Below are 20,593 nucleotides of genomic sequence, written 5' to 3'. Positions count from 1 at the left end.
TGGAACCGTTAAAGCCAACCGAGGCCGCCAAGGCACACAAACAGCCCTACTACGTCTCCCCCCGCAGCGGTGAGGTCATGGCGATGGCTGGGCTGTACGAGTTCTGGCGGGACCCCGAGGTGGCCGAGGACGATGACCCAGCGGCGCTGGTGATCTCCTGTTCCATCATCACCGCGCCGGCAAGCGACGATACCGGTCACCTCCATCCCCGCATGCCCCTCGCTATCGCCCCGGAGCACCGGGACATGTGGCTGGACCCAGCCACCAGGGACCCCGCAGGGCTCCGCGCTCTGCTCGCGCCACCGGCATCGGGCCAGCTCGACAACCGACCGGTGAGCAGGCAGGTGAACTCTGTCCGTAACGACGGTGGGCATCTCCTGGCTCCCGCCTGAAGCACCCCTAGGACGGCCGTACTCGGGACGGTGGCAGGGCTGGCCGGCCGAGGCCCCAGAGGCGTGGCGATGCCGCCTCTCGCACAGTCCGTACGCCTCCACCGACGTACCTGCAGGTCAGGGGTGCGCGCCTGGCCCGTGGGCCGGACCATCCAGCCCTTGGAGTCGTTCGATGATCTCCCGTCGCTGCTCGTCCTCGCGCACAAGGAGCGCAGCCTCGACGTCTGGATCACGGTGCGCTTCGACCGCCGAGCGCAGCACGTCGGCCAGGACGTCGGGCGGGAGCGCTTCGGCCTGGGTGGTGGAGCGGCCGGGGAAGGAACGGCGGTCGGTGACCTTCGGCGGTGCGGTGGGCAGGTGATGGTCGGCGACTTGCTGCTCGGTGACTGCCAGCCGCTCGAAGGTGACGTCCGTGTCCGGGGCGTCCACGGCAGCGAAGGCGGCGACGTCCTCGGCCAGTGCGGAGAACAGGTGGATGCCGCTTTGGTCCCAGTCGGAGATCACGAAGATCCGCACTGCTCGCTGCCGGTCGGCCGCCGCTCGCAGCGCCGCGCCCCGTTTGGCTGGGAGGCCGTTGAACCCCGAGCCGGAGTAGACCGGCACGCCGTAGGGTTCGGCGACGGTGACGAGCTGGTTGACCATGCCGGCTGTCTCCGACCACACCTCCAGCCGGACCTGCTGGCCGGCCTGGCGGTCCAGGCGGAATGCGCGGGCGGCTTCCAGCAAGGTCTGGTGGAAGCCGGCCGGCCCGTCGTAGGCCACCGGCACGGCGGTGACCTCGGTGTCGTCGCGCAGCGCCTCCCACAGGATCCGCCCCGAGCGGCGGGCCATGCCCAAGACCTCTACCAGCCGCTTGTAGGTCCGCTCCTCCTTCACCAGCACCCCGTCGGAGATCAGGGAGTACCACACCTGGCGGATTGTGAGCGGCAGCTGCGCTGCGTAGCGGGCCAGGACCCGGTCCACGGCCACGAGCAGCTCGACCGTAAGCGGGTGGGGGTGCCACCGAGGCTGGTAGCCCCGCGGTCGCTTCTCCGGCATCGCCAGCACCTCCTCACCCGGGAAAGGACGCCTTGGCGTCCCTTTCAGGGTCGCTAGCCCCGGGCGGCCTGCGCAACGCCCCGATCGGTTCCGAGGAGGCGCTCCCCTCATGCCGGGATCGGCCTTACTCGGGGAACTGCAGGAAGGCGGCCTGGACCCGCAGCAGGTGGGTGTCGGGGTGGGATTCCTCATAACGGTCCAGGACCTTCTGCCAGCGTCCGGCGTTGAAGTCACGGCAGGCCTGCTCGTCCTCGTCCATCCCGCAAGCCATCGCGAGCTTCGCGCCCTCGCGCACGGCCTCCTGCTTCGTGGCGTACACCCAGACGTCCAGCCGTCCGCTGCCGCTGTACCCGCGGTGTGCCATCGTCCACACCGCCGGATTCCGCGTGGTCTCCACCGTGCCGTCCGGACGGTACAAGCGGGAAGAAATCTGCTGCTTGATGAAGCGGGAGTAGTCAGCCACCCGGGCACTGTATTGCCCGTCCGTCCGAGTCACGGGCGTACCGCCGAAAGCCACCCGCACTGGGTGCGGGCCTTGCCCGGCCCACGCCAGACGGCAGCCACCGGCACGCGGTTACCGGCCCTGGCAGGCTCTCGAAGGCACCTCAGCCCCTCTTCGCGTCGGGATCAGGCAGCTCGGGTGGGAAGGCCGCTCCAAGATCTCCGCCCAGCGGTGCAGGACCACAAAGCCGGTGGTGTCGGCTTGCGCCTGGACCAGCTCGGTAAGAGCATCGACGAAGGGCTGGGCTGCGGTACCGGCGGGCAGCGCCGCGGCGGCCTTCCTCAGCCGCTCTTACGCGGCCGCGAAGATGTCCCGGGCCCACGCCTCGAACTTGGCAGGGCGAAGCAGTCGGTGCAGTCCACGCGTTTCCGTCCCTGACTCGTCGGTCATCGCGGACCTCCTTTCAAGTGGAGGCGGAGCATGCCTCCAGGCACAGCACGACCAGGGTTTTCTCCGCCACAACGCGACGGACCACGACCAGCGCACCGGTCGAAGGCACCCCGATGCGGACGACGGCGCTGGAAGACTGTCATGGCGCGCGACGCTGCCTGCTACGACCTGCCTTCGGTGAGACCGCTGGCGATGTTCTCGATGTAGAGCAGGGTCCATTCGACGCCGGCCTGCCAGTCGGAGGGCTCGCTGTCGTAGCGGCCTTCAGCCTCGGCGTGGATGCGGGCGGCCAGTGTCCGCAGATCTGCCTGAAGTCCCTGCCTCCGTGCGCTGTCCATGGCCTGGCGCATCTCTTCAGTGACCTCAAAGGGGTGGTTCTCATGCACTGCTCCACTGTGCCGGACCCGCCCCGAATATATGGTGTCTCCCGCGAATCCGATCCCCGATCCCGCCTCCGACAAGCGCTCCTCGTAGATCTGTGTCATGTGCAGTCCCAGGACTTGCTTGACGCTGCTGTCCCTGGTCTTGCCTGACGGTCGGGTGAGATCTTTGACAGTCCGCTCACATCCTTGACGAGGGTCAGTCGTTGGCCAGGCATGGCTGATGTGCTGGAGGCCGGCGGGATGGCCGTCGAAGAAGACTGGCTGGTGGAACATCGGTTCCGGGCTGTGGTGGAGGTCTTGGACGGTGCGCCGGTGGCCGAGGTCGCCCGCCGGTACGGCACATCACGGCAGTCGCTGCACACCTGGCTGCGCCGTTTTCGAGAAGGTGGAGGGGACGGGCTGCGGGATCGCTCACGACGGCCTCACAGCTCGCCTTCGCGGGTGCCGGTCGAGGTCGAGCTCGCCATCTGCCAGCTACGGCAGACCTACCCGAAGTGGGGAGCCCGCCGGATCGCCCACGAGTTGGCCAGGCGCGGAATGGCGAACGCACCAGGCCGATCGACGGTGCACCGCATCCTGGTCCGCAACGGCCTGGTCAGCCACCAGGTCCAGGTCCACCGCCGCGTCTACAAGCGGTGGCAGCGGGACGCACCGATGCAGCTGTGGCAGATGGACCTCACGGGCGGGGTGTTCCTTGCCGGCGGGCGGGAATGCACGCTGGTCACCGGGATCGACGACTGCTCGCGGTTCATCGTGATCACCACGGTGCTGCTGCAGCCGTCCGGACGGGCTGTCTGCCAGGCGTTCATCGAGGCGATGCGCCGTTTCGGGGTTCCCTCGGAGGTGCTAACCGACAACGGCAAGCAGTTCACCGGCCGCTACTCCAAGCCGCTGCCGACGGAGGTCATGTTCGAGCGGGTATGCCGGGAGAATGGCATCATCCAGCGTCTGACCAAGCCCAGGTCACCGACGACGACGGGCAAGATCGAGCGGTTCCATAAGACTCTGCGTCGCGAGATGCTCGACCATTCCGGCCCTTTCGCCGACCCGGTAGCTGCCCAGGCCGCGATCGACGGGTGGGTCCACGCCTACAACCACACCCGGCCCCACCAGTCGCTGGAGATGGCCACCCCGGCACAGCTCTTCCGCCCCCACTCCCTCCCAGCCGGCCCGACGACGGCTGAGTGTCCGGAGCCGGCTGAGTCGGTGGCCGGGCGGTCCGAACCCATGCGGCTGCCGGTGCTTCCGCCACCGCGGTCCTCCGAGGAGACGGCCCCGCTCCAGGCGGTGGAGTTCGAGGCCGTGGTCAGCCCCGGCCGGCACGTGATGCTGCCACAGGGACAGAGTCTGAAGTTCAGCCCGACTCTGGTCGGCCGCACCGTCACCGTCTGGGTGAGCCACCGCACCGTCCACGTCCTGCTGGACGGACAGCTGATCCGCACACGTTCAATGGCCTTCACGGACGCCGACCTGCAGCAGCTGATCATGCGAGGCGGGCGACCCGGCGGGCCCGAGCCCCAGGGCGGCATCGCCACGGACAAGCCCCTGGCCCCGACCACCGTCGTCGAGGTCAACCGCAAAGCCTCCAAAGACGGCATGGTCTCACTCGGGCAAACACCCGTCGCCCTCGGCCCCGAACTGATCGGCAAGCAGGTAACCCTGCGATTTGACGGCAGCCTCATGCACGTCATCCACGCCGGCCTCCTGGTCAAGACGCTCCCCGCCCCGATCCCGCACCAGCGGCGCGCAAAGCTCCCGGTGCCCGAGTCGCGACAGCACCGCTGCCGCCACCACCCTCGCAGCCCCGCCGAGCGATCCGGCGTATCGGCGCCGACGGCACCTTCGCCATCGCCCGGCAAAAGCTCCGACCTGGCATCGCACACGCAGGCAAGAACGTCACCGTCGTCATCGAGGAGACCTGCTTCCGCGTCCTCGACGGCGAGGTCGAGATCTCCACCCACCCACGCAAGGGCGGCCCCGTCACCCGCTACATCACCGACGCTCGCTGATCGTTAAGAAAGAGCCGGGACCGTTAAGCATCACGCGAGACACCGTCAAAGAAGTCCCAGGACCGAACCGTCAAGCATCTCCCCGGACCTCACATACGGGGAGATCCACACGGCCACTGACAGAATCTGCGGGGTGACAGTCAAACCCCACATGGCTCCGATGACGGCGTGCCCCGCTTCGTGGCAGGCCGTCGCCTCCATCAGCTGCTCATATGACAGGTAGGGGCACGAGTCTGGGGAAATGAGCCAGCTCACGCGGCGGACCCTCAGCGGTCGGCTGACGCAGGACGAGGCCGGGCGGCCGGCACCCACGTGGACAAGTCCTGCGGCGGATCGGGCCCTTCCTCGGAAACGCTGAGGCCAAGGGCGTTACTCATCAAGGCCTGCCACTCGCGGTCGTTCAGCTCGGAGCTCATGGTGTCATCCTTCCCTGTTGGGAAATCGGCTGCGCAGAAGTGCCGTTGACACCTCCAGCCGCCCGCGCGTTCACCTGCATCACTCCCAGGACGACCTGGCGGCCCGCCCGGTGCGCCAGCCACGTAATCTCTTGATCATGGGAGCGGACATTACGGCCCTCGTTGTCGAGTGGGCCCATCTGGAGACGATCCCCGTCCTCGAGCGCGAGCACGTGCTCCTCGAGGCTGCGGATCCGGACGTCGATGACGGGGCAGTCGAGGACGGCTGGGCCTGGCTGCCGCCAGCCGCCGAAGGGTTCCCGAGCTGGTGCGCACGGTACGAGTTCGGCGGCACCCTGGGGTCGTTCAAGCCGCACTTCTGGGCGGGCGAGCGGTGGGAAGCCGTACGCGAACACGCACCGGCCGACCTGCGCGCCGCGCTCGACACCTTCCTCGCCGGGCTGATCTGGGACCCGGGGAACGGCAGTGACCCGGACGAGGACGAGGCCGGACCCTGGTGGGCCTACTGCCCACCCCCGAACGTCCCGGCCCTGGCGCAGGCATGGAGCGTAGCCGGCCCCCGGATCGAAGAGCTGCGTGTACCGTTCACCGTCCACGCTGCCGCTCCCGGGAAATGGGTCGGCCGGTTCGAGGAGTTCACCAAGCTGCTCCACGGGTGGGCCGAGGTCGTCGAGGAAGCCCACCGCCGCGGATGGGGGCTGGTCGGGCTGCCGTACTGATGCCCCGCCCCTGCGTAAATGCTCGCACGCCGCCCCGGCCCTGCCAGGACGCACGCGCGTCGGCGCTGGGCCGCAGCCCCCGGTGCGGTGGAACGGGAGCGGGACCAGATGGTTCTCCCGAACGACTCCCGTACTCGCTCCGCACGCCCGATACTGGCCTGGAAATTCCACGTCCGGCCGGAATCACCGGGGTGAGGGGGAGAGTGGTCGTGGCGGTGATCCGGCCCAGCGACCAGATGCGTGACCTCGGTGTCGTGCAGTACGGCACCCCAACCCTGGCCGAGACCGCCCGCCGCTTCGACCTGCCCTCGGAGGAGGACATCGCCGCGCAAACCGTCGAGACGCTGCACGCGTCGATGGAGCGCGTCGCGCGGGTGCACCCCTTCGCCAAGGGCATGGGCATCGCGGCGCCACAGATCGGCGTCGGTCGGGCGGTGGCCCTCGTCCGGCCGGCCAACTCCACCGCCGAGGCGATCGTCCTGTTCAACCCGCGCATCACCGCCCGCTCCGAGGAGACGGACGAGCAGTACGAGGGGTCCCTGAGCTTCTTCGATGTCCGTGGGCTGGTTCCCCGCCCCTTGATGATCACGGTGGTGGCCGCCGAGCCGGACGGCACCGAGGTAACCACGGTGTACGAGCGCGGGCTCGCCCGGCTGGTCGCACACGAGTCGACCACCTCAACGGCCGGCTCTACACAGCCCGCATACGTCCCGGTGTCGAGCCGATCCCGGTGGAGGAGTACCGGAACACCGGCCGGGCCTGGACCTATGACCAGTAGCGCGACCGCACGGTCGCTGAACCCGTCTCACCTGCAGAAGCGAGCCACTGGTCGGCCCATCGCCGTCGCGGCAGGCTGCTGCGACAGCGCCCTAAGTGAGCTCGCCCCTCTCGATGGCGCTCAGCTCTGCGACGCCCGGCGGCATCGAGAAGCGCTTGACGACGTCCTCGCCCGTCGTGTCGTCGTGGAGGTACAGGTCGAACGGCCCGGTGGCGGAGGTCTTCGCCTTCGCGGGCATCTGTGCGACATCCCGTGGGTTGCTCTGAGCCTCCCCCAGTCCTCAACCTCGTGGCCAGGCAGTTCGTCCTCTCTCCCGCAGCAGTTCGCGGGCTGACGCAACTTCGGGATTCCTGAAGCGTTCTCACTTTGCCCGATCGGTTCACGATCGGGATGAAGGTGAGGAGGCTCGGGTTGGCGCTGGCTGCCGTACGGGACCTGCGCGATGTCCGGCCGCCAGCCACAGCGGAGGAGCTGGAGCAGTTCGAGACCGACGTGCTGGCGGGGTTCGTGCTGGCGCGGGCCTCGGCGGGGCTGGCGGATGGCACGATCCGCGGGGACGTCGGGCACCTGGAACAGATGCGGTCCTGGTTCGGTCGGCCGCTGTGGGAGATGGAGCCGCCCGACGCCGACGCCTACTTCGGGAAGGTGCTGCGGGCTTCGCCGAGCGGCACCCGGCTGGGGCGCTCTCAGGCGCTGACCACGTACTTCCTGTTCCTGGAGCTGCGGCACAAGGTCGAGATCCACCGGATGACCGGTCGGTGATCGAGTGCCCGATCGACGAGATGAACCGGCCGCGCGGCGCGAAGGACGCGGCACTGCGGATTCCGCCGTCCGGGCCGGAGGTCAAGACGCTGTTCGCCGGATGGGGCGGCGAGCTGGCGACCTGATGGGCAGGTCCGCCAGCAGGTGGGCCAGGCGCGGGGCGTCGTAGCCCGCGTCGACTACGATCATGATGTCCGGATCACCTGCCTGCCACTGCCCTGCCGCGACAAGACGGTCGACGACCTCCCTGATCGGTGCGGGGGTGACCGCGGCGACGTCGGCGCCGGGCTCCAGCCGGATCGCGTCCAGCACCGCGGTCCACGACGTCCGTCCGGTCTCCAGAGCGGCAACGATCGAATAGGGCCAGCCCGGGATCATCAGGTGCTTGTTGTCGCCGTACCCGTAGGTGTGGCAAAACCACCGGTCAGGCGCGATGTCTGCATCCGGCCGCAACCACGGGGAGACGTCCACCGCGAGGACCAGCGGCCGTCAGCCGCCTTCGGCAGCGGGACGGAGACCAGGGACCGCCGCAGCCGGCTCACGTCGAGCCGCCCGTGGCTGAGGCCCGCGTATAAAGCGCCGTGTCCACGACGGTGTTCCGGGGCAAGCGCCAGCCCAACCAGGGTCTTCACCGGCCCGTCCGCACACAGCATGGCGTCCGTGAGCTCGAACAGCGCATCCGCACGCGCGGTCAGCGACGCGTACAACTCCGTCCGGAAGCGTGACAGCAGCGCGAACGGCTCCCGCTGGACATGCTGATACAGCAGACTCACCCCACGGCCTTCGTTGATCCCGTGCTGTCCGGTCTCATTCGATCTCGCCTCTGTCTCACCAGACGCTCTCCGATTCTCAGGCGAGGGCCAAGGTCAGGTGAGACAGTCCAGTTCACCGGGCTGCAACTCCGATGACCGCAATCCGGGAAGGGAGCCTGGCCGACAACGTCGGGTGAGACGGAGGGGCTTCGGCGTCTCACCCGACTTTGCCTCTCCGCAGGTCAGGACGTCGACCGGCGGCAAGATCAAATGAGACGGGACACGTGCCTCTGTGACGGAGCAAAGGATCACGCGAAGGCCGCCCTCGTCCGGCGGTTACCTCCGCGAGCGATCAAGTACGGGGGACTATTCGATCACCAGGTCTGTCCGGACAGAGTCATCGGGCAACCGTCCCGGGTGAGCGATGTACTTCGTGAAGGCTTCCCGGCAATCGGGAACGAACGGCCACTGCTGCAGAACCTCCCCGAGGACGGCCTCGGGAAGCCAGTCGTGCCAGGCGATCTCCGACCGGTCAGGCGCCACACCCTCCGCGATGACAGCCTCGTGCACGCCCAGCCAGTACGGGCTGATCACCCCGCTGCAGAGAAACTTGAAGACAAGCCGGACCGGGGCACGGACACCGAGTTCCTCCGCCAGCTCCCGGGCAGCGGCATCCTCATAAGTCTCACCCGCGCTTACCGCGCCACCGAGCAGCCAGTTGTACTGGCCCGGGAACCGCGAAACGTGCCCCGGCCGCCGGTGCACGAGTACTCGGCCCTCTGCATCACGGCAGACGACGGTCGCCACCCGGTGCAGCCACTTCCTGCGGATGGCCTCACCCCGGTCGACAACACCCACCACCCGGTCCTGCTCGTCCACACGCTCCACCAGCTCACTCATAACGCCCACGATCTCAAGGCATCTGTGGTGGTGTCACAGGCAGTGAGGAACGCTGGCAGCAGAAGATGCCAAGCTTAGTCCCACCGCATCGCGCGCAACTCCTCCATCTGCCGTGTTCGTCTTGTCCGTTCCCGCACCGTCAGGTCCGGCCTGCCGTCGTGCCGGTGGTCGGGCCGTCCTCATCGACTTGGTCTTCGGCGGGGTGTCGCACTGCGTCTGCTGGTGGCGTGGGCAGCGGCCACACGACGGTGTCACGTCGCCCCTGCACGGCCTCGAGCAGGACATCCTCGGAGACTTGCAGGACCGGTGCGCACCGGATGATCTGCGCGGGCGACGGCACAGCACCCGCGGATCCATGACTCCACCAGATCCGTGGGCAAGATCGCGGTCTGCGCAAGCGCCTCAATGGTCAGGCCACGGTGGGCGAGCAAGTGCCGCAGGGTGCCGGGCAAGGTGGTCAGGCGGCCCAATTCAGCGAGTCACGTGCTCAAAGTGTCGGCCAGATCGGGGTCCAGCGGCGCGGGCGGGGGCCCCTGGTGGTACGGGTCCAACCCGCCGCGCCCGTAGTTGTTCAGGGCGTACCCTGGCGTACACGGTCACCGCCGCCCGGCGCGATCTGCACCGTCGCGTTTGCCGCCATCGGCAGCGACATCACCCACCGTGCCGGTGCAGTTTTCCGGCCCTCGTCGCTGGCTCTGCGCCCGTCTGGCGGCGCCGGCCTGCATCAGACGGCGGTGCAGGCCTCGCTGCGGGGGAGGGGGCTCTGCGGGGTGTCGAGCCACACCTGGTGCCAGCCGTCAGCGGTGACGGTCAGTCCGTACCGCGTGATCTGCGGACGCCCATGGTCCTCCCACCACGAGCGGGCCACCACAACCTCGTCCCACAAGGACCGCGGGCCCTGCTGCAGGACGCCGTCGTGCTCGTCCCAGCTGTCGCAGCACACGGACGCGAACGACTGCGCCCCGTCCCACAGCAGCAGGCGCCCCCTGCCGTTCTCACCAGTGAGTCGGCGCATCGTCAAGCCCGGCACGAGGTGGCCGATGGCGAAGTCGGCATGCCAGTCACCGTCGAGGACCTTGTCCGGGTCGGCCGGGGACGCCGACAGCCGTTCCTCACCGACCCGCGGCGGCCGTCCGCCCGGTTCGCGGTGGGAGCGCAGCCACATGTACGAGGCGGTGTGCACGAACCGGCCCTCGGCCGACCCGTCCCTGCCGACGGTCAGCTTCAGGAGCCCACTGCACGAGAAGTGCGTCCCGTAGGGGGTCAGGATGATCCCTCCGGGGCGTACCTGTTTCAGCCAGGCCGCAGGGATGTGCCGGGCCGACGCGGTGCAGATCAGCCGATCGTACGGAGCATCGACCGCAACGCCGTCCTCGCCGTTGCCGCAGACGACGCGCGCCATGTACCCGGCGGCGCGCAGGTTGTGATCGGCCTGCTCGGCCAAGTCCTCGTCGAGCTCGATTGTGACGACGTTTCCGGGGCCCGTCCGCTCCTCCAGGAGCGCGGTGTTGACGCCGGAGCCGGCGCCGACATCGAGCACCCTGTGCTCACGTTCCAGGTCGAGGAATCCGAGCTTCAGGCACACGATGTCCAGCGCGGACACCGAGGAGGTCGCCGCGCCCCGGACGGAGCCGGTGATGGTGGCGGAAGGCTGGTCTTCGCCGTCGTTGATCTGGGTAACCACGGCCTTCACCGGGTCATACACGGCCTCCGCCCATGCCTGAGGATCGTCCTCCCGGGACAGGACGCGGTATCCCCCACCCTGGACCCACACCCAGATCTCCGATGGGACGAACTGCTCGCGCGCAACCCGCAGGACCGCCTCACGGGCCCACGGCGCGCTGTCGAAGCAGCCCGTCGCGGCGAGCTTGTCGACGCACGCGGTTCGGAGCATCGCGAAGTCAGGGCTGTCCGTCACTTCCGATCGTCCTTACGGTGGTCGCCGCTGCCGCCCGGGGCACTGCCGTCCGACGTCGGCTCGCCGTTACCGCTGCCGCCGTGCTTGTCCGGGTCCCAGTCCTCTTGGCGTGCGTTATCACCCGAGTGCTTGCCCATGACGCGCTCCTCTCGACCTGGTTACACAGGTATCGGCCCGCAGTCTCTCGCGGCTGACACCGACGCGAAAGACGACCGTGCGGACCGACGAGCCGAGCTGGAGGATGAGGGGGCCTGGACGTGGAGATCGAGAAGATCACGTTGCCGTAGCAACCGGGTCCCGAAACGGCCGCCGGGCAAGGCTGCTTCTTAGAGGCCACCACACCGGCAGGTCCAGCACCTCCTCGGCCAGCTCCGGCCGGACTTGCATGGGTGATCGAGTACCGGAACCCCCTCCTTGCCCGGTCGCTTGGGCGGCTTCTGCGACCCGCTGCACAGGCCTACGCGAGGGTGCGGAGCTTCTCGGCGGCCCAGGCACACGCGGCGTCGCCATGTGGCGGGCTGCCTACACGCCGAAGATGTGCGGGTCCCGCGCCCGGCCAGGACTGCGGCGGCGTCGCCGGTCTTCCACACCAGGGCGGGCAGGTGGCGGAAGCGCGAGCGGGCCTGCCGGATGCGGCCTTTGGCCGCGTGTCCGGGCACTACGGTGACTGGCCGTGGTCGCTCACGTGGTCGACGGACGGTCAGGGTGTCGGGGGCCTCCCCCGGGCTGCTGCTCATTTCGTAGTGGCAAACCTCCTCGGCGGCCTCCGCAGAGCGGGACTCGGCTCGACGAGTGCCGTCGCGATGCGGGCGTAGTCCGGCTTTCCCCACGACGGTCTCGACGGTCACCCGGGTGGCCGTTTCCATCGGTTCCAGCGTCTCCTCGTCCGCGTCCGGCTCAGTGCTCCACGACGCCGATCAGGCCGTACTCCTCTTCGAGGAACGTCGCGGCCCCGGCGCGGTCGGTCTTCTCCAGCCAGGGGTAGTCACTGGATCGGTAGTCGGGGAAGCGCATGACGTCGTCGGTGTCGAACCAGCGGTCGTTGTGGCCGGGGAAAAGCTCGTCACGCCATACCCGTGCACCGCTCACTTCGCGGATGATGGCACCGGGGCGCTCCCCGGCTTCCCAGTCCGTTGAACTGGGCCAGTACAGCCAGTAGCCCCGGATCCATGATTCCCGGTCGGCTTCCAGCTCCCGTGCCCGCTGTTCATCGATCTCCTGGAGTTCCAGGTCCTCGGGTTGCGCCGACAGCTTGCCTTCTCGGCGGAGCGTGCCGATGAAGTAGACGAGAGCGTACTTGTAGGACTCAGGGAACCAGCCCCATTCCAGCGCAGAGAAGAACTCCCAGTGGTCGCCTTCGCGCCGCCACAGCCCCGTGATCCTGCCTTCGCTGCCCATCGAGACGTAGTAGCGGAAGGATCCGCCAAGCCGGGCGTCGTTCAATCCGCTGCGGCCGAGATCCGTCGCTCCGGGCTGCCCCTTGAGCACCTCCAGAGCCGCATCCGCCTCGGCCACCGAAACCCTTTCCCACTTGCCCACGGCCTCGTCCCCTTCAGAGAGGATCAACGTGATCATCCAGAACTTGTTCCCCTTCGAGAACTCACACCGCGTCTCCTCGGGACTGCACCGCCGCCGGATGACACTCCGCGCGATACGCCGGCCATCCGGCCCCTCCTCGAACTCCACCCAGTACTCGGCCCACAACTGCCGATCGGCCTGCAGCTCCTCAGCCCTGCGGGAATCCACCGCCCGCAAAGTATCCCGCCTGGGCGGCGCACTCACCCGGTGCCGATCACCGACCGGCCGCCAGGACCAGTCCGCTGTAGACCAGAACTGCCACACCCCGCTGTCGCGAACGCTGCGCCACAGCGCAGCGGGCCGCTCGGACGTGTGACCGTCACGGAGTTCGATGAAGTAGTCGTATGCGTCGGCAATCACGGTGCCACCCCCAGGGCCACAGTCGCTTCGGGCCCCTTGCAGCCACCTTGCTGTGGGCGCGTCAGGGGCCCACCGCGCCGGCGGGAAGCCGGTGCGTGCCAGTGATCCTATCGGCCTCGAACGGCTGTCCTCGAGCCGTTCCTAGAACCCGCCACGGCGGCGCGGCAGCGGCCGGACGCGGCCCACGGGGCACGCGCAGCAGCGCCGGGGCGGAACTCCTGCTTCTGGCAGGTGGATTGGGGCCGGGCAGCGGGAACTGGCGCGCGCCCGCACGTGAGGGTGGTCCAGGGTGACCGGCGGCAGAGTGGAGGGGCACGTGCTGACCGGTCAGAGCTGTTCGCAGCGGGGGCGGTTGACCGACGGGGAACGGTCCGGCAGCCGGGCACTGCATGCAGATGATGCCGCGGTGGTCAGGGCCTTCCCTGCACTTGAGGTGGTAGTTCACGCGCGGCGATCTGCTCGAGCAGTTCCAGGTGGAGTGGCGGCGCCGCTTCGGCCCAGCTTCTGGCAATGAGCCGCAGCTGAAGGTCCCCTTCGGCCGGTACGTCATCACCACGTCCGTAATGATGGCGCCGGCGACCGTCCTATCGGGTCAGGTGTCTTGTACGGCGGCCGCCGCGGGAGCGGAGGGCGGCCGCGGCGTCGGCAAGGTGCCCGGCCACCGGGGCTGGTCAGAGCCGGCGGTGGACGAAGCCATACGACCTGCCCGTGGCCTCGGCCAGCTCCCGTACCGATGCTCCCGCGTCGTAGAGCGCACGCGACTGTGCACCGATCTCGTGCCGGGTGGCGAGGTCGAGGTGCTTGCGTCTGGCCAGCGGCGCCAGCCCCGCAGCCGGGGCCCGGCGCGGCGGTGTGGCCCGGCCGGTCGCGGGGCGGACCAGGCCGCGCAGGGGTGTCCCGGCCTCGACCAGCCGGTCCGGTAGGTAGGGGGCGGAGTGGCCGGTGGCGCGGGCCAGGCTCTGGATGGAGGCGCCGGCTTCGTAGAGGCGGCGCAGTTCGGCGCCGACCAGGCGGCGGGTGCTGGCGGTGCAGCGGCGGGGGCCGTGTGTTCATGGGTGGGGGCTGCTCGTTCGTCTTGCTGATGCCGATCCCGGGCGAAACCGGCATAAAATAGCATTTCAAGCCGCAAGCCGGTCACCTCTCGCCTGCCAGTCGGCCGCCCACTGGGCCCGGCGACGACGTCAGCGGGCGTTCGCGCCGTCCGGGGCCGCGGCCGGACGCGGGCCCGGGACGCCGCCACTGTCCGGCTCGGCGTTTTGAAGGGCGGCGAAGTCGGCGCAGGCCTGCTCGACGGCTCCGGGGTTAGGACACGGTGAACGCGGTCTGTCGCGGTGGCCGCCTGGATCTTTAGGCTTTGCGCATGTCGAACCAGAAGCGGGGCAGGAAGCACCGAACGCCGCAGAAGCGGGTTCCACGAAGTCCCTCGGTACCGCGTCCGCGTGCGGCGGTTCCGGTGTTGGCGGGGGGCGGGCTGCCGTTGCGGGGAAGCCTGGACCAGATGGCGCGGATGCTGGAGCACGCGAAGCCGGACCAACTGGTGGAAGTGGTGCTGCCGTATCTGTGGGTGGCCCTCGCCGACGGCCGCGTCCCGGCGAACATATGCGTGGACGCGTGCATGACGCTGCGGAACGCCTACGGGCAGCTGGGGGTGCGGGCTGAACTGCTGCCGGTCGACTTGGCGGTCCAGAGCAAGGACGGAGGCGGGACCCGCTACGGCTCGCTCACCCCGAGCTGGAGGGGCACCTCGTGGAACGGGCACTGCGTGCTGGTGCTGCCCGACTCCGAGCGGTTCGTGGACGCCACGGTGGAGCAGTTCGACGAGGTCCGTGAGATCGGCATGGGCCCGATGGTCGGCAAGGTGGCCTTGTCGACCATCAGCACACAGGACGGCTCGATGATGGAGCCGGGGGCGCAAGTGGTGCTCCAGCGCGGGGAGCTGGTGCTCGCGTACACCGTCGCCGGGCCGCAGGCACTGGCCTCCATCGTGGAGCACCCGGAAGCGGTGGCCCACGCCGACGGCCACCGGCGCACCGGGGTGAACGTCGCCTCTTTCACCCTGGTTGCGCTGCGCGGTGAGGGGGTGCGCGGCCGGGCGATGCAGACCCCCTATCCGAGGCTGCGGGCCCTGTTGCGGACGGTCGGGGATGCCCCGTACGAGGCGGACGAGTCCGGGGACGTGCGGTTCCGCCTGCCTGATCACAATGGTGAGGAGCGGTGGCTGCGGCTGGACGAGATTCCGCTGCCGCCGAGCGTCCCGGCCGCCTGGCCGCGCTCGTAGGCGGTCGGTACCACGGCAGAGGCCCCCGGTGATCACCTCTTCGCCAGGGCCTCTGCGTCGTCGGTCAGACCTCGACGTCCACGAGCGGTGGCAATTCGCGGGAGGGCTGCGGGCAATTCGGTGATGCCGCTGGAGGGGGTTGACCGCGGGCCAGAAGGTGCGGCGCTGGCCGGGCACGAGGCGCCAGTGGCCGGGGTAGTGGGCGCCGCAGGTCGCGCAGTGCGCGCGGTAGAGGGCGGAGGCGGGGCCGAGGGTATCGGCCGGGCGGGCGCGCAGGCGCTGGCCCTCGATGACGGCGACGAGTTCGGCCCACGCGGCCGGGCAGGTGCAGGCGGGCGGCCGTAACCCCGGCCCGCGCGTCCCTCCCGAGCAGATTCGTACCCTGATGCCTGTTCACCGGATCGTATGAATCGCCCTGAACGCTCTGTGGCGGGGCTCGGCGCTGACTAGGATTCCCGCGTGAGGTGGGGGGAACGCGAAACCGCCCCAGATGGCAAGCGGGGCGACAAGGCCCCTGTGGCGTTACGCAGCAGCGCCGGTCCACACTCCGAGCCATGACCACTGCGCTCCCAGGCGACGTCTTGCGCTCGTGCGAAACACCCCGCGCACGGCGTCGCGCTGCTACCGTCGTCTTCATGGCCAGCAACGAGGAACGGCACGTCGCCTTCGGGCAGGACGAGTTCGAGCGCCTGGCGCGCGCGGCGAAGGCCGTCGGCAAGACGCCGGAAGCCTTCGTGCGCGATCTCGCCCTGCGCGCGGCCGACGGGCCGGTCGCCAAGGCCCTGGAGAACGCCGAAGAGACCATCGGCCGCCTCGCCGCCGACTTCGCGCGGGTCGACCGCAGTACCCGCCGGCCCGTGAGCGGCTCGGAGAAGCCGATGAGCAGCCGGGACCTGCGCGCCCGTCCGCGGCACGCCGCATGACCCACTACCTCACCAGCCAGGACCTGCTGTGGATTGCCGAACGTCTCCCTGGTGATCCGGCCTGCGACGACCTCGGGGTTCTCGACGCTGCCGTAGCGCGTACGCATTCCCGCTGGATGGACCAGGACGTCTACGCCTCCGACTGGCTCCGGGCCGCTGCTCTCCTCCAGACCCTGGTCTTCCACGAGCCGCTGGAAGCCCACAACAAGCTGTTCGCATGGGCCTGCGCCGAGGCGTTCCTCACCGCCAACGGCCACACCCTGGAGTACAAGCCGGACGACGCCATCAGCCTGGTAGTCGCCGCCAGCACCAAGGCACTCGATGTCGTGGCCCTTGCCGCCGACCTCAAAGCCCTACGCGGAACCACCTGACCGACTTCGTCGTCGCCAACCCCGCCCTGTACGAGGTGGCCACTCCTGTCCTCCCTCGACAGGAGCCGGGGACACGCGGACGCAACCCCCACTATCCGCCCTACGTCTTCCTCATCTACGTCTGCGACATCTCCGTCTTCAACACAGCCCGCTCCACCGAAGCCAACCTCCAGCACAAGACGATCTGGGAAACCGTCCGAGAGGGAGTGCGGCGGTGCCTGGGGAGCGAGGAGGCTAGCTCCCCCCGAAACCGGCCCTCAGCGCCATCACTGGATGCAGTACCGGCACAAAATGCTCGACACCCTCCCTCAGCTCCGTGGAGCCTCCCGGGACGCCTGGATCGAACAGGCGATCGCTCTCGGCTACCTGTCGGAGGAGAGACCCCGCGGCTGCTGGTTGCGCCCAGACCGTAGCCAGGTGATCAATGGTCAGCCGCGGAACCCTGCCGCCTTCGGCCCGGGCCGGAACACCAACGCGTTCAGGGGGCGCGTGCGCGTGGGCTGCACGACCTCCAGCCAGCCGTCCGCGTCGGCGACGCAGTACGGGATGCTCCGGAGCCCCTGCCACTTCCAGCTGATCCACCAGCGAGGCTCGCTCCGGTACCCCGCGCGACGCCGCGGGGTGGGCAACCGCTGACCGGCCAGGTTGACGTCGTCGAGCTCGACCCCGAGGCCCTGCATGTGGGCCAGGCCCGCCAGCGCCGCGCGCCGCAGCGGACTGTCCTCGCCCCATCGCCGGAACGTCCACCGCATGTCCGGGGTGTTCAGCAGGTCCGTCTCCTGCGGCGCGTCCGGCAGCACGATGCGGGAGATGGTGATGACCTCCTGCTTCTGCCACCCCAACAGCGCCGCCCGCACGGGGCGGGGCATGTAGCGGTCGAGGCCGTCGAACGCGTCAATCATGTCGTGCCGCACGGCCCGGCCGGCGTCCGGGTCCTCGGCGATCCCGTGCAGCACTGCGAGGGCCTGGGCGAGCGTGTTGCCCCGCTGCCACAGCGGAAGCATCACCGTGCCCTCGGCCTCAAGCTGCTTGCGTGAGGAGTTGTCGAACTGGAACTGCATGCCGCGGGAGGTACCCGCGAGCGCGCGGCGAAGCGGCGCGTAGGGATTTCCGCGCCCAGAGAGCAGGCACTGGACGACAAACTCGGTCATCCGCTCGTCACGCTCGAACTGAACGGCGACATCGACGTCATGCGGTGCGGCGGCGCCCCGGGCAAAGCTCCCGAACAGCCACGCCCGCTGCACCAGGTTCAATGGCCAGTCCTGGTCACCGTCGAGCCGGTGGAACATCCCCTCGACCAGTTCAACGGCTCGCGCCCGCCTCACGTCCGACCTCCCTCTACACGCCAAGCATCAGCGTAGAGGCACAGACTTGCCTTGTTCACGAGATTCTCGTGAACAAGGCCACGCAGACGACACGAGCATGCACGGCAGCGGACACCACCGAGGGCCACCGGCACTCAAGATCAATCTCGCAGGAAGACCCTTCCTAAAAGGCCTCGGTGACGTCGCCGACGTCGCCGGGGTCGGCCTCAGCCCTGAGAGTGATAGTTGGCGGATCACGACACCGCCTCTCCGAGTGCGAGGGCATCGCCGCAGGTGAGCGCGTATGTGACTCAGCACGCTACTTGTCGCTAACCGCACTACTCGACGTGCGGCTAGCGACAAGTAGCGTGCTGAGGCACACGATGGCGGGAGGTTCGCCCTGAGCAGGGTGTTTTCCGGAGGTCGGCGGTTCGTGGTGTGCCGGGAGGCGCCCTGGATGCCCGGCAGCCGGCCATCGGGGGGCGGGAAGGCATGATCGAGTCTCTGGGGACTTCGACGGTGAGGGTGTGGTGTGGGGGATTGGCGGACCGATCCGACGTTCGCGATGTGCCGTGCGCTGCTGGACGGAGCGGATCTCGCCTCGTTCGTGGGAGGCGCGTTCGATGTGCGGGCGGTGGTGGCCGGCATTCGGCCCGAGACCAAGCGCGGGTTCCACCTCGGCGACGTCCCGTGGGGGAACTTCCCCCACGGGGATGATGCCCGGGACGCCGTTCACCTCCTGCACGCTGGCGACAGCTCCGCTCGTCGCGCGCCGGGCGTGCTGGGTGGCCTGTGCGCCAACGACAGCCGGGCTGCCCGCCGCCCTCGCCGTACCGTTTCTGATCCACATCGCCACCGATGTCCATCACCCACACCGTGCCGCCGCCCTTGGCGTACTTTCCGGCCCGGCCCGCGCCCGGCACTTCGGCGTCGTCTCCCGCGAGGAATTCCTCCTCCACCGCACCGACCCTCGGCGCCGCACCGTTGCCGCCTCCTCACGCAACTACCGGTTCTCGGCGAACGTGCAGGTCATCATTGGCGCCGACACGCGCCTTGTGGTTGCCACCGCCCGGCCCCGGGTAACAAGGCCGACGCCCAGGTCTGGCGGAGCTCCGGCCTGCCCGCCACTGCGAAGGCGTCACCGTGCTGGGCGACGGCGCCTATGTGAACACCGGCCTGATCGTCCCGCACCGCAAACGCCAGCGACGGCCGCTCCTGCCGGGCGAGGAGGCCGACAACGCCGAACACCGTAGAGTCCGCGCCCGCATCGAGCACACCTTCGCCGCAATGAAGGACTACAAGATCCTCCGCGACTGTCGGCAACGGGGCGACGGCCTCCACCACGCCGTCGGCCGCATGCACAACCTCGCCCTGACAACGTAATCACAACCACCAGAGAACCAGCTCTGACCTGCCTCAACGCAGCCTTCTGCAATAGTCTTTAGGCCCAGCAATATGCGAACGCCCACGCACCGATCAATGTGCCTAAAAGGACACCCGGCTTTGATATACCCAAAGAGGTCGAGATGCAGGAGAGCCACTGCCGTGGGAGAATGCAAAGTAGCATCCGAAGTCGCGCTAACCTCATTCTGCTGTGCCGCAGGAGTCAGAGTCGGGAAGTTGTTGTAGAGTAAGCGGGTACGTGCATTCATTATTCCCTGCCCCCTTGAGGAGAAGCAATGCCCAGCATCACCAACATGATGATCGTAAAAGGCACCGAGGATCCTCCGGAGCAATGGATTAGGACGCCGCTCCTCGACCCCGAAGGAGTGTCTCAACCTGACCAAAAGGTCTATATCGCATATGAGCAAGATGGAAACGGTGCACCCATTACGGGATTTATGTATCGGATGCCAGGAGACCCACCTTTCCCGAGCGGATACTTCAGCATTGGCAACACCAGCGCATGGTCCAGTAGTCACGGCAACGAGCGTCTGGATTCACCTTTTGAAGTTGCCTATACTCACGATACTAAAGAAGCCAGCTGGCTCCACATCGAGGAAATCAGTGCCGTCATGTGGACGTACGTCGAAAACGGCACCGCCTCATCACTCCCGTCGGGGTGGGAATACGGGAACCTGAAACGAACGTCTGGAAATGATGACACGTGCTACCTCAACGCGGATTGTGGTTACACCGGCGACAAGAACCTCGCATACCTGCTGGCGGTAAAGGGCCAGCCAGCGAAGCCCGGCGTACCACACCCGTCACTAACACTGCCTCGACGGCCGCAGTAGACAGGCCACGGCCCTGCAGCATAATCCACCTGAAAATCCGAAGCGCCCTCAGTTTCGACTTGCTGTCCATGGCTTCTCGCCCGGATGCCCTGCTGGCCGACCGTGGCTACGACCAGGATATCTACCGGCGCCAGCGACGGTCAGGTGGTGCTTGCTGCCCGGCCGTGCGCGGTCGACCGGGCTGGGCTGGCTTTTGAGCCCTTACGAGTGGCCCGCACATGGGAAAGGACGATCACCGCGCGCTGCCAGTCCGGCTGGTTGTTCGACCGCAGCATATCCGTTTCAGTAGGGACTCGACCGAGGCGACGGGCGACGGCTCCCTTGGTGGGCGGGGCTGGGGTGCCAGCCAGCCACCGGCTGACCGTGCTGCGGTCGCAGGCGAGAGGCGGCTGTGTTCGGCAGCCACCCTGCGCAGCACGTGGGCGAGTCGACTATTGGTCTGTGATCCGGTTGGTGTCAGTTCGCATTGTTGTTGACGAGTTTCCTTACTTTTATCTGCACGAGGCGGACCTTGGCGAGGATCTCGCGAGCGGTGGCGGTCGAGGTGAGGGGTTTGGGGTTCGGACGGAGGCGGCAAACTGCT

16 protein-coding genes and 5 pseudogenes are annotated in these 20,593 nt (G+C 68.4%); 10 read left to right on the top strand and 11 right to left on the bottom strand.

Translation table 11 applies throughout. The annotated features are described in order from the left end of the window. Nucleotides 1–392, top strand: a 392-nt coding sequence (locus V7793_RS16330; protein ID WP_336007094.1) for an SOS response-associated peptidase, incomplete at its 5' end; no start/stop codon positions are given. A 117-nt stretch (nucleotides 393–509) separates the two neighbouring features. On the opposite strand, the gene V7793_RS16325 is transcribed toward V7793_RS16330, so the two are convergent. The 3 genes from V7793_RS16325 to V7793_RS16315 form a co-directional block, all read right to left on the bottom strand. After that, nucleotides 510–1,430, bottom strand: a complete 921-nt coding sequence (locus V7793_RS16325) for a hypothetical protein (RefSeq protein WP_336007092.1) — start codon at nucleotides 1,428–1,430, stop codon at nucleotides 510–512. A gap of 124 nt (nucleotides 1,431–1,554) precedes the next feature. After that, complete coding sequence (locus tag V7793_RS16320; protein ID WP_336007090.1) at nucleotides 1,555–1,893, bottom strand: hypothetical protein; 339 nt, start codon at nucleotides 1,891–1,893, stop codon at nucleotides 1,555–1,557. Between the two features lie 590 nt (nucleotides 1,894–2,483). Next, nucleotides 2,484–2,708: a hypothetical protein gene (locus tag V7793_RS16315; RefSeq protein ID WP_336007088.1), complete on the bottom strand. Its 225-nt coding sequence runs from the start codon at nucleotides 2,706–2,708 to the stop codon at nucleotides 2,484–2,486. Nucleotides 2,709–2,945: 237 nt separating this feature from the next. On the opposite strand from V7793_RS16315, the pseudogene V7793_RS16310 reads away from it, so the two are divergent. The 4 genes and pseudogenes from V7793_RS16310 (at nucleotide 2,946) to V7793_RS16295 (ending at nucleotide 7,389) form a co-directional block, all read left to right on the top strand. After that, nucleotides 2,946–4,714 (top strand): annotated as a pseudogene (locus V7793_RS16310) (IS481 family transposase). Between the two features lie 553 nt (nucleotides 4,715–5,267). Next, nucleotides 5,268–5,849 carry a hypothetical protein gene (locus V7793_RS16305; RefSeq protein WP_336007084.1) on the top strand — a complete coding sequence of 194 codons (582 nt, stop codon included), beginning with the start codon at nucleotides 5,268–5,270 and terminating at the stop codon, nucleotides 5,847–5,849. A 209-nt stretch (nucleotides 5,850–6,058) separates the two neighbouring features. Further along, nucleotides 6,059–6,961: a peptide deformylase gene (locus V7793_RS16300; protein WP_336007082.1), complete on the top strand. Its 903-nt coding sequence runs from the start codon at nucleotides 6,059–6,061 to the stop codon at nucleotides 6,959–6,961. Nucleotides 6,962–7,038: 77 nt separating this feature from the next. Then, complete coding sequence (locus V7793_RS16295; protein WP_336007080.1) at nucleotides 7,039–7,389, top strand: hypothetical protein; 351 nt, start codon at nucleotides 7,039–7,041, stop codon at nucleotides 7,387–7,389. Nucleotides 7,390–7,509: 120 nt separating this feature from the next. On the opposite strand, the pseudogene V7793_RS16290 reads toward V7793_RS16295, so the two are convergent. The 7 genes and pseudogenes from V7793_RS16290 to V7793_RS16260 all read right to left on the bottom strand — a co-directional run. Beyond that, a pseudogene (locus V7793_RS16290) lies at nucleotides 7,510–8,162 on the bottom strand (transposase); the annotation flags it as partial. 345 nt (nucleotides 8,163–8,507) lie between these two features. Next, nucleotides 8,508–9,041, bottom strand: coding sequence for an NUDIX hydrolase (locus V7793_RS16285; protein WP_336007078.1), 534 nt, complete (start codon nucleotides 9,039–9,041; stop codon nucleotides 8,508–8,510). A gap of 724 nt (nucleotides 9,042–9,765) precedes the next feature. Next, on the bottom strand, nucleotides 9,766–10,959 hold the full coding sequence (locus tag V7793_RS16280; protein WP_336007076.1) for a methyltransferase domain-containing protein: 1,194 nt from the start codon (nucleotides 10,957–10,959) through the stop codon (nucleotides 9,766–9,768). After that, nucleotides 10,956–11,096 (bottom strand): hypothetical protein, encoded by a 141-nt coding sequence (locus V7793_RS16275; RefSeq protein ID WP_336007074.1) that lies wholly within the window; start codon nucleotides 11,094–11,096, stop codon nucleotides 10,956–10,958. Before V7793_RS16275 ends, V7793_RS16280 begins: the two co-directional genes overlap by 4 nt. A gap of 760 nt (nucleotides 11,097–11,856) precedes the next feature. Then, nucleotides 11,857–12,897 carry a hypothetical protein gene (locus tag V7793_RS16270; protein ID WP_336007072.1) on the bottom strand — a complete coding sequence of 347 codons (1,041 nt, stop codon included), beginning with the start codon at nucleotides 12,895–12,897 and terminating at the stop codon, nucleotides 11,857–11,859. A gap of 674 nt (nucleotides 12,898–13,571) precedes the next feature. Then, nucleotides 13,572–13,712: pseudogene (locus V7793_RS38240) on the bottom strand (helix-turn-helix domain-containing protein); the annotation flags it as partial. Between the two features lie 78 nt (nucleotides 13,713–13,790). Then, nucleotides 13,791–13,922: pseudogene (locus V7793_RS16260) on the bottom strand (helix-turn-helix domain-containing protein); the annotation flags it as partial. A 473-nt stretch (nucleotides 13,923–14,395) separates the two neighbouring features. Here V7793_RS16260 and V7793_RS16255 point away from each other — a divergent pair. From V7793_RS16255 to V7793_RS16245, 3 genes are all read left to right on the top strand, one after another. After that, nucleotides 14,396–15,175 (top strand): hypothetical protein, encoded by a 780-nt coding sequence (locus V7793_RS16255; protein WP_336007070.1) that lies wholly within the window; start codon nucleotides 14,396–14,398, stop codon nucleotides 15,173–15,175. 635 nt (nucleotides 15,176–15,810) lie between these two features. Then, the gene (locus V7793_RS16250) at nucleotides 15,811–16,098 is read left to right on the top strand and encodes a hypothetical protein (RefSeq protein WP_336007068.1); all 288 of its coding nucleotides are present in this window, start codon (nucleotides 15,811–15,813) and stop codon (nucleotides 16,096–16,098) included. After that, on the top strand, nucleotides 16,095–16,469 hold the full coding sequence (locus V7793_RS16245; RefSeq protein ID WP_336007066.1) for a fic family toxin-antitoxin system, toxin component: 375 nt from the start codon (nucleotides 16,095–16,097) through the stop codon (nucleotides 16,467–16,469). Before V7793_RS16250 ends, V7793_RS16245 begins: the two co-directional genes overlap by 4 nt. Before the next feature lie 428 nt (nucleotides 16,470–16,897). Here the strand turns inward: V7793_RS16245 and V7793_RS16240 are convergent, their stop codons facing one another. Then, nucleotides 16,898–17,794, bottom strand: coding sequence for a nucleotidyltransferase domain-containing protein (locus V7793_RS16240; RefSeq protein ID WP_336007064.1), 897 nt, complete (start codon nucleotides 17,792–17,794; stop codon nucleotides 16,898–16,900). Between the two features lie 471 nt (nucleotides 17,795–18,265). Between V7793_RS16240 and V7793_RS38235 the strand changes: the two are divergent. Both V7793_RS38235 and V7793_RS16230 read left to right on the top strand, forming a co-directional pair. Continuing rightward, nucleotides 18,266–19,156, top strand: a pseudogene (locus V7793_RS38235) (transposase family protein). Between the two features lie 296 nt (nucleotides 19,157–19,452). Next, nucleotides 19,453–20,010, top strand: a complete 558-nt coding sequence (locus tag V7793_RS16230; protein ID WP_336007062.1) for a hypothetical protein — start codon at nucleotides 19,453–19,455, stop codon at nucleotides 20,008–20,010. The last annotated feature ends 583 nt before the right edge of the window (nucleotides 20,011–20,593 follow it).

Origin of the sequence: Streptomyces sp. KLMMK (assembly GCF_036961605.1) — a bacterium.
GTDB classification, from domain to species: domain Bacteria; phylum Actinomycetota; class Actinomycetes; order Streptomycetales; family Streptomycetaceae; genus Streptomyces; species Streptomyces telluris.
The sequence above is the reverse complement of the archived record's forward strand: the minus strand, read 5'-3'. Positions and strand labels throughout refer to the sequence as shown.